Source organism: Marinobacter sp. DUT-3 (genome assembly GCF_050379435.1).
Classification (GTDB): Bacteria; Pseudomonadota; Gammaproteobacteria; order Pseudomonadales; family Oleiphilaceae; genus Marinobacter.
In genome coordinates this window covers 685165-698873 of sequence record NZ_JBNRMG010000001.1, presented here as the reverse complement: position 1 = coordinate 698873, position 13709 = coordinate 685165, and the positions used below count along the sequence as shown (strand labels likewise).

Here is a 13709-nt window from a genome sequence, read left to right as displayed (position 1 = left end):
AAGGCCTCAAAGCCTGATACCACGCGTTTTTGCAGGACGTTTTACTATGTACGTATACGATGAACACGATCGGCAGATAGCTGCCGAGCGGGTTGCCCAATTCCGTGACCAGACCGAGCGGGCTCTTGCCGGCGAACTGAGCGAGGACGAATTCCTCCCGCTTCGACTCCAGAACGGTCTTTACGTTCAGCGTCTTGCGCCCATGCTGCGGATCTGTGTCCCCTACGGCATGCTCCATTCCGGACAGCTACGCCGCCTGGCACGAATTACCCGTGATTACGATAAGGGCTACGCCCACTTCACTACCCGTCAGAATGTTCAGCTGAACTGGCCGGCACTGGAAGATGTGCCCGACATTCTGGCGGAACTGGCGGAAGTGGAAATGCACGCCAACCAGACCAGCGGTAACTGCATCCGTAACACGACCACGGATCAGTTCTCCGGCGTCCAGGTGGATGAAGTGGCCGATCCACGGCCGTACTGCGAAATCATTCGCCAGTGGTCCACTTTCCATCCGGAATTTGCGTTCCTGCCCCGCAAGTTCAAGGTGGCGGTGAATGCCTCCGAGAAAACCGACCGGGCCGCCATCCAGGTTCACGACATCGGCCTGCAGATGGTGCGCAACGATCAGGGCGAGCTTGGTTTCCGCGTTCACGTTGGCGGCGGCCTGGGCCGCACTCCAATGGTGGGTCCGGTGATTCGCGAGTTCCTGCCGGAGCTGGATCTGTTGACCTATCTTGAAGCCGTACTGCGGGTGTACAACCGTTACGGCCGCCGGGACAACAAGTTCAAGGCGAGAATCAAGATTCTGGTGAAGGCGCTGACGCCGGAAGGCTTTGCCGAGAAAGTAGAGGCTGAGTGGGCCCATATCAAGGACTCCCCCACCCGCCTGACCCGCGAAGCCATTGAGCGCATTCAGGGCTACTTCACCGAGCCGGACTATGACGCTCTGGAGAACGCTTCCGAACAGCTGGCCAGCCAGCGATTCGAGAATCGTCGGTTTGACCAGTGGCTGAGCCATAACGTCGACAGCCACAAGAAGCCCGGCTATGCGATCGTCACCCTGACCATGAAGAAGACCGGCACTCCGCCCGGCGATGTGTCCGATACACAACTGGAACAGATTGCCGAGCTGGCAGACCAATACAGCTTTGGCGAAGTTCGCGTCACTCACCAGCAAAATGTCGTGTTGGCTGATGTACGCCAGGACCAGCTGTTTGAGCTTTGGCAAGACATCGAGCCCATGGGCTTCGCGACCGCCAACCTCAACACACTGACTGACGTTATCTGCTGCCCGGGTGGCGATTACTGCGCCCTGGCCAACGCCAAGTCGATTCCGGTTGCCGAGTCTATCCAACGTCGCTTTGACGACATGGATTTCCTCTACGACCTGGGTGAGATTGATCTGAATATCTCCGGATGCATGAACGCCTGTGGCCACCACCACGTGGGCAATATTGGCGTTCTGGGCGTCGACAAGAAGGGCGAGGAGTTCTATCAGGTAAGTCTGGGCGGTTCCTCTCATCACGATGCGACCATCGGCAAGATTCTTGGGCCGTCTTTTGCCCAGGAGGACATGCCGGAAGTGATTGCCAAGATTATTGATGTGTACGTCAACAACCGGAAAGAGGAAGAGCCTTTCCTGGAGACTTACCGTCGGATTGGAATTCAGCCATTCAAGGAGCGGGTTTATGCCTGAAGTTATCACTAAAGACGGGGCCATCAAGCAGGATTCCTGGGTTGTTGTTCCCCGCCCGGCGGACGGTGATTCCCTGGATATTCCCGAAGGTCAGCCGGCGCTGATTCCTGTGGATCTCTGGCTGGCTGGCAAGGAGCATTTTGAGGGGCGCGATGATATTGGCGTCTGGTTCGACAGCCACGATGAGCCGGAGTTGCTTGAGGGTCAGGTCAATGAGCTGAAGCTGATTGCCGTGAACTTCCCCAAGTTTGCCGATGGCCGGGGTTACAGCATTGCGCGTCTGTTGCGGGAGCGTTTTGGCTACCAGTTTGAGCTGCGGGCAATCGGGGATGTTCTGCTGGATCAGTTGCAGTTCATGAAGCGTTGCGGGTTTGATAGCTACGCTTTGCGGGAAGATAAGGATGCTTCCAAGGCTGCCCGTGCTCTGAACTTTTTCAGTCAGGGTTATCAGGCTGCTACGGATACCGACGTGCCGCTGTTTCGTCGTCGGGCTTCTTAAACTTTTTTGACTCCCCAGACGAACAAAGGGGGAATGGGTTACCAAAACACGCCTCGAGACGTCCATGTGCGGCTTGGGCTCCGCCATCCATGGCTCCGCACAGTTTTGGTAACCCATTCCCCCTTTGTTCTGGCTGACTATTCAGACAGCCGTCCCTTCTAAAGAAAAGAATCGACTCTCTTAAAGAGCGTGATCTAGCACGATCTTGCCAGACGACTCCCCTTTCAAAAACGCTTTCAGCGCACCATCCAGCTCACCTCGACCAATGTCCCGGGCGGATGCTTCGGTTTTGGGGCACGCCCACTCGCCAGCGAACTTTTTCCAGACAGTGGCTTTATCTGCCAGCGGAATCTCTACCGAGTCCACGCCAAGCAGGTTTACACCCCGCAGGATGAACGGCAGAACCGTGGTTTCCAGTTGCGGGCCGGCGACGAGGCCGCAGCAGGATACGGAGCCGCCTGGCTGGATCTGTTTCAGGAGCTCTGCCAGGGGCTGTCCGCCGACGGTGTCTACGGCGTTGGCGAATGCGGGCTTGAGCATGGGCTTTTTCTCGGCGGTCAGGGCGTCACGGCCAACGACTTCGGAGGCTCCCAGGGCTTTCAGTTCGTCGGCGTGGTCCTGTTTGCCACTGATGGCGATCACGTCGAAACCAAGTGTTGATAACAGCTCTACCGCGACGCTACCGACAGCGCCGCTGGCGCCGGAGACCGCGACTTTGCCCTGCTCCGGGGCTGCGCCCATTTTGAGCAGTTTCTGGACGCACAGCCCGGCGGTCAGGCCGGCGGTGCCGTAGATCATGGCGGTGCGGTTTTCCCAGCCGTCGGGCATGGCAACGCACCAGGAGGCCGGGACGCGGATGTATTCACCAAAGCCGCCATCGGTGTTCATGCCCAGGTCGTAGCCGGTCACTATGACCTTGCTGCCAACCGCCGGCTCCCCAGTGGCGGATTCAATGACTTCACCAGCGGCGTCGATGCCCGGGGTATGGGGAAAGTTGCGGGTGACGCCTTTGTTTCCGGAAGCAGACAGGGCGTCCTTGTAGTTCAGGGACGAGTGACTGACCCTGATCAGCACCTCATTCGCCGGCAGGTCGCTGGTCGACAGGGTCTGTTCACTGCCAACGTACTCTCCGCCCTGCTCCTGTACACGCCAGGCTTTGAATTCGGTCGTTGTGGTCATACTGGTCCCCGTTTGTCTGTATCAGCTACTGGATTTTCTGGTTACGAAACGCACTCAGCAATTTCCATACGGTGTGCTCAAGGGCTGCGCTGGTCGCCAGGCCAAGCTTTTCCGGCAAGGTCCGTTTGCGCTGGTAACTCACTGAGATTACGTCTGCACTTTCGCAGGCCTCAATGAGATATTCGTCGGAGGTTTTGATTTCGTCGATCAGGTTCACGTCCAGTGCCCGGCGGCCAAACCAGATATCGCCATTGGCGACCGCCGAGATGTCGAGCTCCGGCCGGCGCTCGCTGACGTACTCCTTGAAAAGCACATGGGTATCTTCGAGATCTTCCAGGAATTTCTGCCGGCCTTTGTCGGTATTTTCACCAAACACCGTCAATGTACGCTTATGTTCGCCGGCGGTCAGGACTTCGAAATCCACGTTATTCTCTTTCAGGAGTCGGTGGAAGTTCGGCAGTTGGGCCACAACACCGATGGAGCCGAGTACGGCGAAGGGAGAGGCCACGATGCGGTCCGCCACACAGGCCATCATATAACCGCCGCTGGCGGCCACCTTGTCGACGCAGGCGGTCAAGTGCAGGCCCTTGCTGCGGATACGGTCCAGCTGCGCGGCCGCCAGCCCGTAGGAGTGCACCAGACCACCACCGCTTTCCAGTCGGATAACCACTTCGTCCGTAGCCGGATTCGCCACACTCAGTACAGCGGTAATCGCCTTGCGCAGAGGGTCGGTATCACTGGCTTTGATGTCGCCGTCGAAATCGAGGACAAACACTCGCTTCTTGTCTTCAGCCTGACCTTCCCCGGCTTTCAGTTTTTCCTTTTCTGCCTTGGCCCGGGCTTTCTCTTCTTTCTTGTGTTTCTTGGACCAGGCCTTGTGCTCATGACTGGAAAGCAAGCGGGCGTGCAGGGACTCTCGCAGTTTCCGATATTTTTCATTGAGCTTGCGAACCCTCAGTTCGCCGTCACCGTCGTCACCTTTATCCTTCTGGGCTGCTGACATGACCACCGAGATAACCACGACCAGGGCAACGACGATCGTCACGGCCTTGGCGATAAACAAACCGAACTCTGTCAGAAATTCCAAAGTGCTTCTCCAGCCAGATTTTAAAGCGGTGATTGTAACTTACAGGTGTCTTTGTGGTAAGCCGCCCGAAAATTTAAAACAAGCGTTCGATCGAGCTTGACACTGCTATGTTGGCACCATAAAGTCGAATGGCTGCGTCGGCTAACCCTGGCCTTCCGGAACAGGCTCACCGCCAGGGACGTCAAGCCGTCGCCAAGCCAAGACAATCATCAATAAGGGTAAAATAATGTCTGTAGCTCAGGTATTTGACAAACTCGAACAGAATTTCAACGCAGACGCAGCCGAAGGCCTGGATCTGGTATTCCAGTTCGATATCGAAGACGACAAGACCTACCACCTGGTCATCAAGGATGGCACCTGCAAACTCCACGAAGGTGCACACGACGATCCTTCCGTAACCCTGATCATGAACTCTGAAACCCTGCAGGGCATCGTGTCAGGCGAAACTGACGGTATGCAGGCATTCATGGCCGGCCAACTCCGCGCCGAAGGCGACATGATGCTGGCTACCAAACTGGGCGAGCTGTTCAAGATGGGCTAAGCAGTCCCGGACAGACAGACCTGAAAAACCCTGCTTTACTGAGCAGGGTTTTTTTATGCCTTTCTACAGGCCTACATCGTTCAGTGATGACTCGGCAAGGCGGAGCAGGTCTGCGTTACGATCTTCACGCTTGCCTATGCTCTCGATGTAATACTCCAGGGATGTCAGCGCATCCGCCAGAGCTTCCAGCACCTGTGGGGACGGCGCTTCCCGGGAATCCAGCAGTCGCTGCTGAATCGAGGCTGCAACCCGTTCCAGAACACTGGCGGCGCCGGGATCCCCGACCATATGCAACCCGCCCCAGATGCTGTGCAGCGTTCCAGGCAGGTTGGCAAGGTGCAGTTTATCGTAATCAGACTCAATAAAGGCGGTTATGGCACGCTTGGCCAGTGTCAGCGCGCTCCTGGCCTCATCGGCCACAACGTAAGTCGCTTCCTGCAGATACAGGGATTCATCGCGCTTACGTTCACCCGTTGCCAGGGCATCGGTTTCCGAGGTGATGCCACGAGTCACAATCTGCATTATGGCGTCTTCTATGCCAAGCACGGAATCCGCCAGTGCGTAGAGCTCGTCATCGGCAGGCGGTCGTGACTCAGACTCCCAGCTACGCAGGCGGGCTGCCTCGCCCCGGCATTTTCCGGCAAGCTGGTTCAGGTCCAGCATGACCAGGGTGTTACCGAGCCTCTCAAGGGTGTCCGCGATTGATGAGAATTCTGCCAGATCAGGTTCAATACCGCGCTCAATGATATCCAGCTTGTCCTTCAGCTGGTTCAGCTCATCCTGCAATGCTTCGGAAAGCGACTTGAGAACATCCGCACCGGGACCGTATAGCCTCCTTGCGTGCGCCTCCAGCATGGAGTCCGGGAACTCCGCCGGCGCCAGTCGGTACGCAGACAGAATGCCGGCCACCTCTGGATTGCCAGACCCGCTCCGGTAGAGGATATAGATCAAGTCGCGGATCAGTGAGTCGGGAGCGTCCTTGGAAGTGGCCACCTTGCCGACGTAGACCACTTCCCTGGCATACTTTTCTATCCGCATGAACATGCGCTTGCGGGCTTTGGTAAAAGGCATAGCCCGATCCAGCATGGTGTCCGCCACGATCGCGACAAGACACCACATCTGCCCCATCGGCGCTCCCTGGCACACCCTGGCCAGCCCCCTGGCGGCACGTCCGATCAGCTTTTTGCTGACCACGTCATTACGCTCCCGCAGAATGCCCAGCAGGGCGACCTGGAACGTCAGCCTCATGCGGCGCGCGAGGATTTCGTATTCTGATTCATTGCCCTCAAAGGGCTTAAGCGCGACCCCGGAACAGAAGTCCGGTCGGGCTTTGACATCAACGTCAAAGAAGCAGGATTCGGGGTAAGGTTTTTCCCTGCGGGCTTCGCGCAAGTCATTGATCACCGGGAGCAACAATTCCGGATGGTCCGCCCGCTGCTGGTGATAATATTCAACGTAACGGCGCAGAATGAACAATGCGCTGTTGAGCGTGGTCAGCAGAATGTTCTTGTCATCGTTGGCGCCGACAGGTACGTCGTTCGCCATGGTGACGGCTTCCTGGCACAACAGCGTGCCGCCGCGCAGTTCCACCAGAATGAAGATACCGCGAAGCTGATTCAGGAAGTCCACACAGTTTTGCAGATCTTCCCCACTCTCGCGGTTTTCCTGAAAGCGTTCAAGGCTGGACTCTGCCTGCTTTATGGTCTGCTCAATTTCACTTTTGACCAGATCAAAGGACTGTGACTTCGTCGCCAGAGACGATTGAACCATAAACGCTTCCTGTTGACTTCGCGGAAACTACCGCGTCCTGTTCTTGGAGTGTGACCCTGCCGATGGACTTCGAGGCCTTGTTATGAACCGGTTTTGTCCTGTCCGGTTAATTATTGTGTTCGCAAAAAACTGGCGAACTTATCATTACTTATAACATAAAACTCAAGTAGCTCAAGAAACCCGGAATGTAACAAAAAGTACAGCACGACCCAGTTCGCACTCTGGGTTCAGTGTACCCGGATCCGGCGTTACTCTCCCGGATTGTCCATACGCTCCCAGACGGTCCCGCCCGCCTGCTTGGAGAGCAGTTCCATGAACTCGTCATGGGCCGCACACTCATCTTCAGACGCTTTCAGAACCTTCAGCGGCTTCCGCTCGGCGGATAATCGACGAATGCCATCCATGCCGCTGTCATTGTCGGTACCGGCATCCAGGGAAAGTGCAGTCTGACCACCGGTCAGCAGCAGGTAGACATCCGCCAGGATCTCGGCATCCAGCAATGCGCCGTGCAACTCACGATTACTGTTATCAACGCCGTAGCGCTTGCACAGGGCATCCAGACTGTTTTTCTGGCCAGGATGCTTCTTCCGGGCAATAGCGAGGGAGTCCACAATACCGCAATGATCCGCGGTTTTGCGGACGGGTTTCAGGCGGGCAAATTCCGAGTCCATGAAGCCCACGTCAAACGCAGCGTTGTGAATGACCAGTTCAGCGTCCCGGATAAACTCGAAGAATTCGTCCGCGATTTCAGAAAACACCGGCTTGTCCGCCAGGAACTCATTGGTAATACCGTGGACCGTGATCGCTTCCGCTTCAACTTCACGCTCGGGATTGATGTAAACATGATAGTTGCGGCCGGTGAGCTGCCGCTCAACCATCTCCACACACCCGATTTCGATGATCCGATGACCTTCCGATGGATCAATACCCGTGGTCTCAGTGTCCAGTACTATCTGTCTCATACCCCTGCCCGTCTCTGATTACCCATTTGCCAGTTCTTCGACACCCCGGTTGGCAAGCTCATCCGCCAACTCGTTATCGGGAACTCCGGAATGCCCTTTCACCCAGTGCCAGTTAACAGCATGACGGGCCACCTGGCTGTCCAGTTCCCGCCACAGGTCCTCGTTCTTCACCGGTTTCTTTGCCGAGGTTTTCCAGCCGTTTCGCTTCCAACCGGCCATCCATTCAGTGATGCCTTTGCGGACATACTGAGAGTCGGTATAAAGCTCTATCTCGCAAGGCCGGTTTAAAGCCTCCAGCCCCTTGATGGCTGCCATCAGCTCCATGCGGTTGTTGGTGGTCTGCGGTTCACCGCCATGGAGAGTTTTCCTGGTCTCTCCGTATCGGAGCACCACGCCCCAGCCTCCCGGGCCAGGATTGCCCTTGCAGGCGCCATCGGTATAAAGCACAACCTTACCGGCCATTACTGCTCCCTGAATTGGATGATTTGATAGTGGATCGGCTGGCACATCCTCGCGATGCACCCACGGTTCCGGAACCGGGCAGTGTAATCACTTTCTGCTGTTTCCACACGGGGCGACGGGGAATGCGAGAGCAGACCCGCTTTTTCGCAAGGATACAGTAATAGGCACCCACCGGAAGAATCCCGTTACCACAGAGTTTCTCGAGCAGATTGCGGCGACGCTCCGTCACCGGCCTCTGCAGTGGCAAATGGTAAAAGCATGAGCGCGAAGACTCCACCGAAAAGTCCAGCAATCTGAGCCAGTCTTCCATACGGCTTTTCATCAGAAAACGCCCGCCCCATGGACCAGTACGAGATCTCGACAACAGCCTGCGCAACCCCCAGGTACTGATGGGGTTGAAGCCAATCAGCAGGATCGTACCCTCACCGCGTAGCACCCTGGAGGCTTCCCTCAATACCTGATGGGGATGGGGGGAGAAATCCGCCGTGTGGTGAAGTATCACCAGATCCATGGAGTCACCCGGGAAAGGCAATTCATCCGCATCACAGACGGCGACACCGTCGGGAATAGCCGGGCTCCAGTTCGGGGTGCTTACGATCTTCTGGGAGAAATCGGTGCCGCTGGCCAGCGGGAAACGATGACTGATCCCCACCTGCAGCTGCCTTGCCCCGGCCAGTTCGCTCAGATGGAAATCAACGCACGCACGCTGATCCGCAAGCAGCGCACGCCCAAGGGGCGTCTGGTACCACCTCTCAAAGCTGTCATGCCGTAAAGAGAAATCAACGGGTTCGCGCGATGCCATTGTGTTCTGCCCTCGGCCAGGTAATTTCCGCCCCCTTGGGGCGTTCCGGGTAATGCATTATCATAACAGGCACATCCATCTGGCACATGTAGGGCGCTATGCTGACCATCACCGCCATCCCGGCGTTTAACGACAATTACATCTGGTGTCTTGCGGATACCGATTCCGGCAAGGCTCTGATAGTTGACCCGGGCCAGGCGGAACCGGTCAGGGAACACCTCAGACAGCATGATCTGACGCTCGACACCATACTGGTGACCCATCACCATCCGGACCACGTGGGTGGGGTAAACTCCCTGGCCGGAGACGCACCGGATTGCAGGATCACCGGTCCGGCCGGGTCGCCATTCAAAGGAATTACCCAGGCAGTACGACCGGGCGACGAGGTCACTTGGTATTCGATGACCTTCCGGGTCATTGGCGTACCGGGGCATACCCTCGATCATATCGCCTACTTTTCCGCGACACCGGTCAACGACCACCCGGTGCTGTTTTGTGGCGACACCCTGTTTGTCTGCGGTTGCGGTCGCCTGTTCGAAGGCACGCCATCCCAGATGCGCGAGTCCCTCGCAAGCCTGAGAGACCTGCCCGATGACGCGCTGGTCTATTGTGCCCATGAATACACCCTGGCCAATCTCAGGTTCGCCCGGCACTGGCTGCCGGAGGATGACAACCTGCGGCGTTTTGAGGATAAATGCCAGGCTCTGCGCGATAAAGGGATGGCCACCGTACCCTCACTGCTAGGTGACGAGAAGCGACTGAACCCGTTTCTCAGATGGGATGACCCGGCGGTTATCGAATCGGCGCAAAGCTACTGCACCGACAACGGCTTGCCTTCGACTTCCGAGGATGAAGTGTTTGCCGCCGTCCGACATGGCAAGGATCACTTCTAACGCGGTTAACAAATCCTCTCAATGACGTAACCAGAGGTTTCTTGACCCCTTCTGACCGCGACCATAGAATCCTTTCAAAATTATTGCCATAACTTATTAAATGTGCCGGGCTTCCATACATATCCCGGCGTATACAGCCAGTCGGAAGTATTACTATGCCGGTCAGACAACTTTCCACGCTTTTGTTCGCGAGCGCCCTGATGGGCGGCTGCACTACCCTCGAAAATAGTACGCCTGACTGGATCAACCCCGCCACCTATCTCGGCGACAACAATGAGGACGGCGATAGCCCCCTCGACTCCAGGGAAACGACGGTTGCCGCCGGCGACGATGAGCTGAAGGAGTCCGTTGAATCCGGTGACAGCAGAGACAAAGACGCCCGCACAGAGCTCGACGAAGCCATCGCACCGGAACTGAAAGCCGCAGCGGAAGGTGCCAGGGACAAACTGGATTCTCCCCGGCAACAGGCTGACAATGACGCCGATGCCACAACAGACCTTTGGCACCGCCTCCGGGCCGGTTTTGAGCTTGATCACGACGTCACTGACCCCAGGGTAAAAAGCCAGCTCGACTGGTACCGTAAGCACCCGAGTTACATCCGCCGAGTGGTTGAGCGCGGCAGTCGCTATTTGCATTACATCGTTTCGGAAACCGAAAAACGTGGCCTGCCAACGGAGCTCGCCCTGCTTCCTGTGGTTGAAAGTGCGTTTGACCCTTTCGCCTATTCTCACGGTCGGGCTGCCGGGCTGTGGCAGTTTATTCCCAGTACCGGTAAATACTTCGGCCTGACTCAAAGCTGGTGGCACGACGACCGCCGAGACATTATTGAAGCAACAGACGCTGCCCTGACCTATCTGGACCGTCTGGCCAAACGGTTCGACGGCGACTACACCCTCGCCCTGGCGGCTTATAACAGTGGCGGCGGCACGGTTTCCATCGCCATGCGCCGAAATCGTAACGCCAACAAACCGACGGATTACTGGTCCCTGAAGTTGCCACGGGAAACCACCCACTACGTGCCCAAACTGATTGCCCTGGCAAAGATTTTCGACAAGCCCGAAGACTACGGCATCGAACTGCCGCCGCTGAGTGACGAACCCTATTTCGAAGTGGTGGAAACCGGTTCACAACTGGATCTTGCCCAGGCAGCAGAGCTGGCAGAGGTGGATGTCGACGAAATCTATCTGCTCAACCCCTCCTTCAACCGCTGGGCAACTGCCCCCGACGGTCCTCACCGCCTGCTGATTCCACGGGAAAAGGCCAGCACGTTCAGGGAGGCACTGAGCAAAATCCCAGAAAATGAACGAGTAGCCTGGCGCAACTATAAGGTGGTCGCGGGTGACAGCCTGAGCACCGTGGCAAAGAAGTTTTCCACCACAACGTCCGTTATTCGCCGTGTCAACAACCTCTCCGGCGACATGATTCGTGTTGGTCAACGACTGATGATCCCCTCCGCCAGCCAGAATTCCGACCAGTACGCGCTCAGTGCCAGTCAGCGTCTGGAGAAAAAGCAGTCGCGCAACCGGAAGGGTAATCGCGTCAACTATACCGTCCGGCGTGGGGACACGTTCTGGGATATCGCCCGCGAACATCGGGTCTCCGTTCGCCAGGTGGCGGCCTGGAACAATATGGCGCCGGGCGATCCGCTGATTCCCGGTAAACGACTCGTGATCTGGTCACAGACCACCCAACCAAAAACCACGGCCAGCAACGACCGGGGCAAGGCCATGGTTCGCAAGGTTGGCTACAAGGTGCGCAAGGGTGATTCCCTGTCAGCCATCGCCAGCCGGTTTTCAGTCAATGTGCGCGATATCGCAAGTTGGAACGACCTGAACTCCGCCCGTTATCTCCAGCCGGGGCAAAGTCTGGTACTCTACGTAGATATCAGGAACAGCCCCTGACAATTTCGCCAACGGCGGGAACTCCGGGCAATAAAAACAATCATTGATTCCTGGACGATTCACCAAAACGTGCGAGATCTATGACAACAACACGGACAACCTCATACCTTACGTCGTTTTGCTCACTGGCTTTGGCACTCCTGGCTGCCCCACTCCCCGCACAGGCGGCGGATGCCGATACCGCCACCGGACACGCCATCGCCATGCATGGAGCCCCCAAATACTCCGAGGGGTTCAGCCACTTTGATTACGTCAATCCGGACGCCCCCAAGGGCGGCACGCTACGCATGGCGGTCGTGGCGAACGGCTATGACTCCTTTAATCCGTTCGTGATTCGCGGTGTCGCCGCCGCCGGAGTCAGCAGCTATTTGTATGACACGCTGCTGGAATCGTCCGATGATGAACCCTTCAGCGCCTACGGGCTGATTGCGGAATCCCTGGAAACCCCGGAGGACCGCAGCTACGTCATATTCAACCTCCGTGAGGAAGCACGCTTCCAGGACGGCGAACCTATTACCGCAGAGGACGTCAGGTTCTCCTTCGAAACGCTTACAACGGAAGGACATCCGTTCTACCGGAATTACTACGCCGACGTCACCGAAGTCACCGTGGAAGATGAACACCGGGTACGCTTCGACTTTGGCGACACCAATAATCGTGAGTTACCACTGATCCTCGGACAAATGCCCATCCTGCCCGCCCATTACTGGGACGGCCGTGAGTTCGGTCGCAATGGTCTGAAACCGCCGGTGGGCAGCGGCCCGTACAGAATCGGCAGTTTCGAGGCCGGGCGCTCCATCACTTACAAACGGGTCGATGATTACTGGGCCCGGGATATTGGAAGTCGAAAAGGCCGTTTCAATTTCAATGAAATTCGCTACGACTACTACTCTGATGACACTGTGGCCCTGGAGGCTTTCAAGGCCGGCAGTTTTGATTTTCGCATTGAATCTTCCGCCAAGAACTGGGCCACGTCGTACAACGGCGACAAGTTCGACAACAACACGATTGTGACGGAAGCCATTGAGCATCAACGCCCCGCAGGCATGCAGGCATTTGTCCTGAATACCCGCAAATCGATGTTTTCGGACCCCAGGGTTCGGGAAGCGCTGTCTTACGGTTTTGACTTCGAATGGGCCAATAAAAATCTCTTCTACGGCCAATATACCCGCACAGAAAGTTTCTTCGAGAACAGCGAACTGGCCTCTACCGGATTGCCAGAAGGCCGGGAACTCGAGATTCTGGAGCAATATCGTGATCAACTGCCGGAGGACGTCTTCACCGAGGACTATCAGCCGCCGGTCATTGAAGGCAAAAACGGTCTCCGTCAAAACCTGCGCAAGGCGTTGCAGCTGCTCAAAGAGGCCGGATACGATATTCGCGACGGGAAAATGGTGAACACTGACAATGGCCAGCCGCTGGCGTTTGAAGTGCTGCTGCACCAGAAAAACTTCGAGCGTATTGTACTGCCCTTTAAAGATAACCTCGCCCGGCTTGGAATTGATGTATCCGTTCGGCTGGTCGATACCAACCAGTACGTTCAGCGCGTACGGCAGTTCGATTACGACGTGATTACCCAGGTGTTGCCCCAGTCCGACTCGCCGGGTAACGAGCAGCGGGAGTACTGGCATTCCTCCAATGTCGATGTGAATGGCTCCAGGAACTACATGGGCGTCAACGACCCGGTGGTTGATCAGTTGGTCAGCAAGGTTATCCAGGCCCCGGACCGGGAAGAACTGGTTCACCGCGTACGCGCGCTGGATCGCGTGCTTCTTCACGGTCACTATGTGATCCCCCAGTGGTATCTGCCCCGCGACCGTATTGCGTACTGGGGTTACCTGGAACGCCCTGACATGACACCCAAGAACGGCATTGATATCGACAACTGGTGGATTCAACCCTGACCCAATGATT

Annotated in this window: 12 protein-coding genes; 6 read left to right on the top strand and 6 right to left on the bottom strand. The window is 56.7% G+C overall.

The features are described 5' to 3' along the window. Positions 1 to 46: 46 nt before the first annotated feature. Both ACQUWM_RS03120 and ACQUWM_RS03115 read left to right on the top strand, forming a co-directional pair. Entirely contained in the window at positions 47 to 1699 is a 1653-nt protein-coding gene (locus ACQUWM_RS03120) for a nitrite/sulfite reductase (RefSeq protein ID WP_407000477.1), read from the top strand. After that, positions 1692 to 2198: a DUF934 domain-containing protein gene (locus ACQUWM_RS03115; protein ID WP_407000476.1), complete on the top strand. Its 507-nt coding sequence runs from the start codon at positions 1692 to 1694 to the stop codon at positions 2196 to 2198. The genes ACQUWM_RS03120 and ACQUWM_RS03115 overlap by 8 nt, the downstream gene beginning before the upstream one ends. A 180-nt stretch (positions 2199 to 2378) precedes the next feature. On the opposite strand, the gene ACQUWM_RS03110 is transcribed toward ACQUWM_RS03115, so the two are convergent. Then, positions 2379 to 3377, bottom strand: a complete 999-nt coding sequence (locus ACQUWM_RS03110) for a YhdH/YhfP family quinone oxidoreductase (protein WP_428921149.1) — start codon at positions 3375 to 3377, stop codon at positions 2379 to 2381. A gap of 25 nt (positions 3378 to 3402) precedes the next feature. Beyond that, positions 3403 to 4464 (bottom strand): protease SohB, encoded by a 1062-nt coding sequence (gene sohB, locus ACQUWM_RS03105; protein ID WP_407000474.1) that lies wholly within the window; start codon positions 4462 to 4464, stop codon positions 3403 to 3405. Between the two features lie 226 nt (positions 4465 to 4690). On the opposite strand from sohB, the gene ACQUWM_RS03100 reads away from it, so the two are divergent. Further along, the gene (locus tag ACQUWM_RS03100) at positions 4691 to 5005 is read left to right on the top strand and encodes an SCP2 sterol-binding domain-containing protein (protein ID WP_406985233.1); all 315 of its coding nucleotides are present in this window, start codon (positions 4691 to 4693) and stop codon (positions 5003 to 5005) included. 63 nt (positions 5006 to 5068) lie between these two features. Here ACQUWM_RS03100 and ACQUWM_RS03095 read toward each other — a convergent pair whose 3' ends face one another. From ACQUWM_RS03095 to ACQUWM_RS03080, 4 genes are all read right to left on the bottom strand, one after another. After that, positions 5069 to 6775: a chemotaxis protein gene (locus ACQUWM_RS03095; protein ID WP_407000473.1), complete on the bottom strand. Its 1707-nt coding sequence runs from the start codon at positions 6773 to 6775 to the stop codon at positions 5069 to 5071. Between the two features lie 248 nt (positions 6776 to 7023). Further along, a complete protein-coding gene (gene dnaQ / locus ACQUWM_RS03090; RefSeq protein ID WP_407000472.1) occupies positions 7024 to 7737 on the bottom strand; it encodes a DNA polymerase III subunit epsilon in 714 nt (237 codons plus the stop codon). A gap of 18 nt (positions 7738 to 7755) precedes the next feature. Next, on the bottom strand, positions 7756 to 8199 hold the full coding sequence (gene rnhA / locus ACQUWM_RS03085) for a ribonuclease HI (protein WP_407000471.1): 444 nt from the start codon (positions 8197 to 8199) through the stop codon (positions 7756 to 7758). Next, a complete protein-coding gene (locus ACQUWM_RS03080; protein WP_407000470.1) occupies positions 8189 to 9001 on the bottom strand; it encodes a class I SAM-dependent methyltransferase in 813 nt (270 codons plus the stop codon). The genes rnhA and ACQUWM_RS03080 overlap by 11 nt, the downstream gene beginning before the upstream one ends. A 98-nt stretch (positions 9002 to 9099) precedes the next feature. Between ACQUWM_RS03080 and gloB the strand changes: the two genes are divergently transcribed. The 3 genes from gloB to ACQUWM_RS03065 all read left to right on the top strand — a co-directional run bounded on the left by gloB (position 9100) and on the right by ACQUWM_RS03065 (position 13699). Further along, entirely contained in the window at positions 9100 to 9894 is a 795-nt protein-coding gene (gene gloB / locus ACQUWM_RS03075; RefSeq protein WP_428921148.1) for a hydroxyacylglutathione hydrolase, read from the top strand. 155 nt (positions 9895 to 10049) lie between these two features. Further along, the gene (locus ACQUWM_RS03070; RefSeq protein WP_428921147.1) at positions 10050 to 11795 is read left to right on the top strand and encodes a LysM peptidoglycan-binding domain-containing protein; all 1746 of its coding nucleotides are present in this window, start codon (positions 10050 to 10052) and stop codon (positions 11793 to 11795) included. Positions 11796 to 11875: 80 nt separating this feature from the next. Continuing rightward, positions 11876 to 13699, top strand: coding sequence for an extracellular solute-binding protein (locus ACQUWM_RS03065; protein ID WP_428921146.1), 1824 nt, complete (start codon positions 11876 to 11878; stop codon positions 13697 to 13699). The last annotated feature ends 10 nt before the right edge of the window (positions 13700 to 13709 follow it).

What these genes read in the sequence shown, in the direction of transcription:
- ACQUWM_RS03120 (WP_407000477.1), top strand. Translation starts at nt 47, where the DNA reads ATGTACGTATACGATGAACACGATCGGCAGATAGCTGCCGAGCGGGTT.
- ACQUWM_RS03115 (WP_407000476.1), top strand. Translation starts at nt 1,692, where the DNA reads ATGCCTGAAGTTATCACTAAAGACGGGGCCATCAAGCAGGATTCCTGG.
- ACQUWM_RS03110 (WP_428921149.1), bottom strand. Translation starts at nt 3,377, where the DNA reads ATGACCACAACGACCGAATTCAAAGCCTGGCGTGTACAGGAGCAGGGC.
- ACQUWM_RS03100 (WP_406985233.1), top strand. Translation starts at nt 4,691, where the DNA reads ATGTCTGTAGCTCAGGTATTTGACAAACTCGAACAGAATTTCAACGCA.
- ACQUWM_RS03095 (WP_407000473.1), bottom strand. Translation starts at nt 6,775, where the DNA reads ATGGTTCAATCGTCTCTGGCGACGAAGTCACAGTCCTTTGATCTGGTC.
- dnaQ (WP_407000472.1), bottom strand. Translation starts at nt 7,737, where the DNA reads ATGAGACAGATAGTACTGGACACTGAGACCACGGGTATTGATCCATCG.
- rnhA (WP_407000471.1), bottom strand. Translation starts at nt 8,199, where the DNA reads ATGGCCGGTAAGGTTGTGCTTTATACCGATGGCGCCTGCAAGGGCAAT.
- ACQUWM_RS03080 (WP_407000470.1), bottom strand. Translation starts at nt 9,001, where the DNA reads ATGGCATCGCGCGAACCCGTTGATTTCTCTTTACGGCATGACAGCTTT.
- gloB (WP_428921148.1), top strand. Translation starts at nt 9,100, where the DNA reads ATGCTGACCATCACCGCCATCCCGGCGTTTAACGACAATTACATCTGG.
- ACQUWM_RS03070 (WP_428921147.1), top strand. Translation starts at nt 10,050, where the DNA reads ATGCCGGTCAGACAACTTTCCACGCTTTTGTTCGCGAGCGCCCTGATG.
- ACQUWM_RS03065 (WP_428921146.1), top strand. Translation starts at nt 11,876, where the DNA reads ATGACAACAACACGGACAACCTCATACCTTACGTCGTTTTGCTCACTG.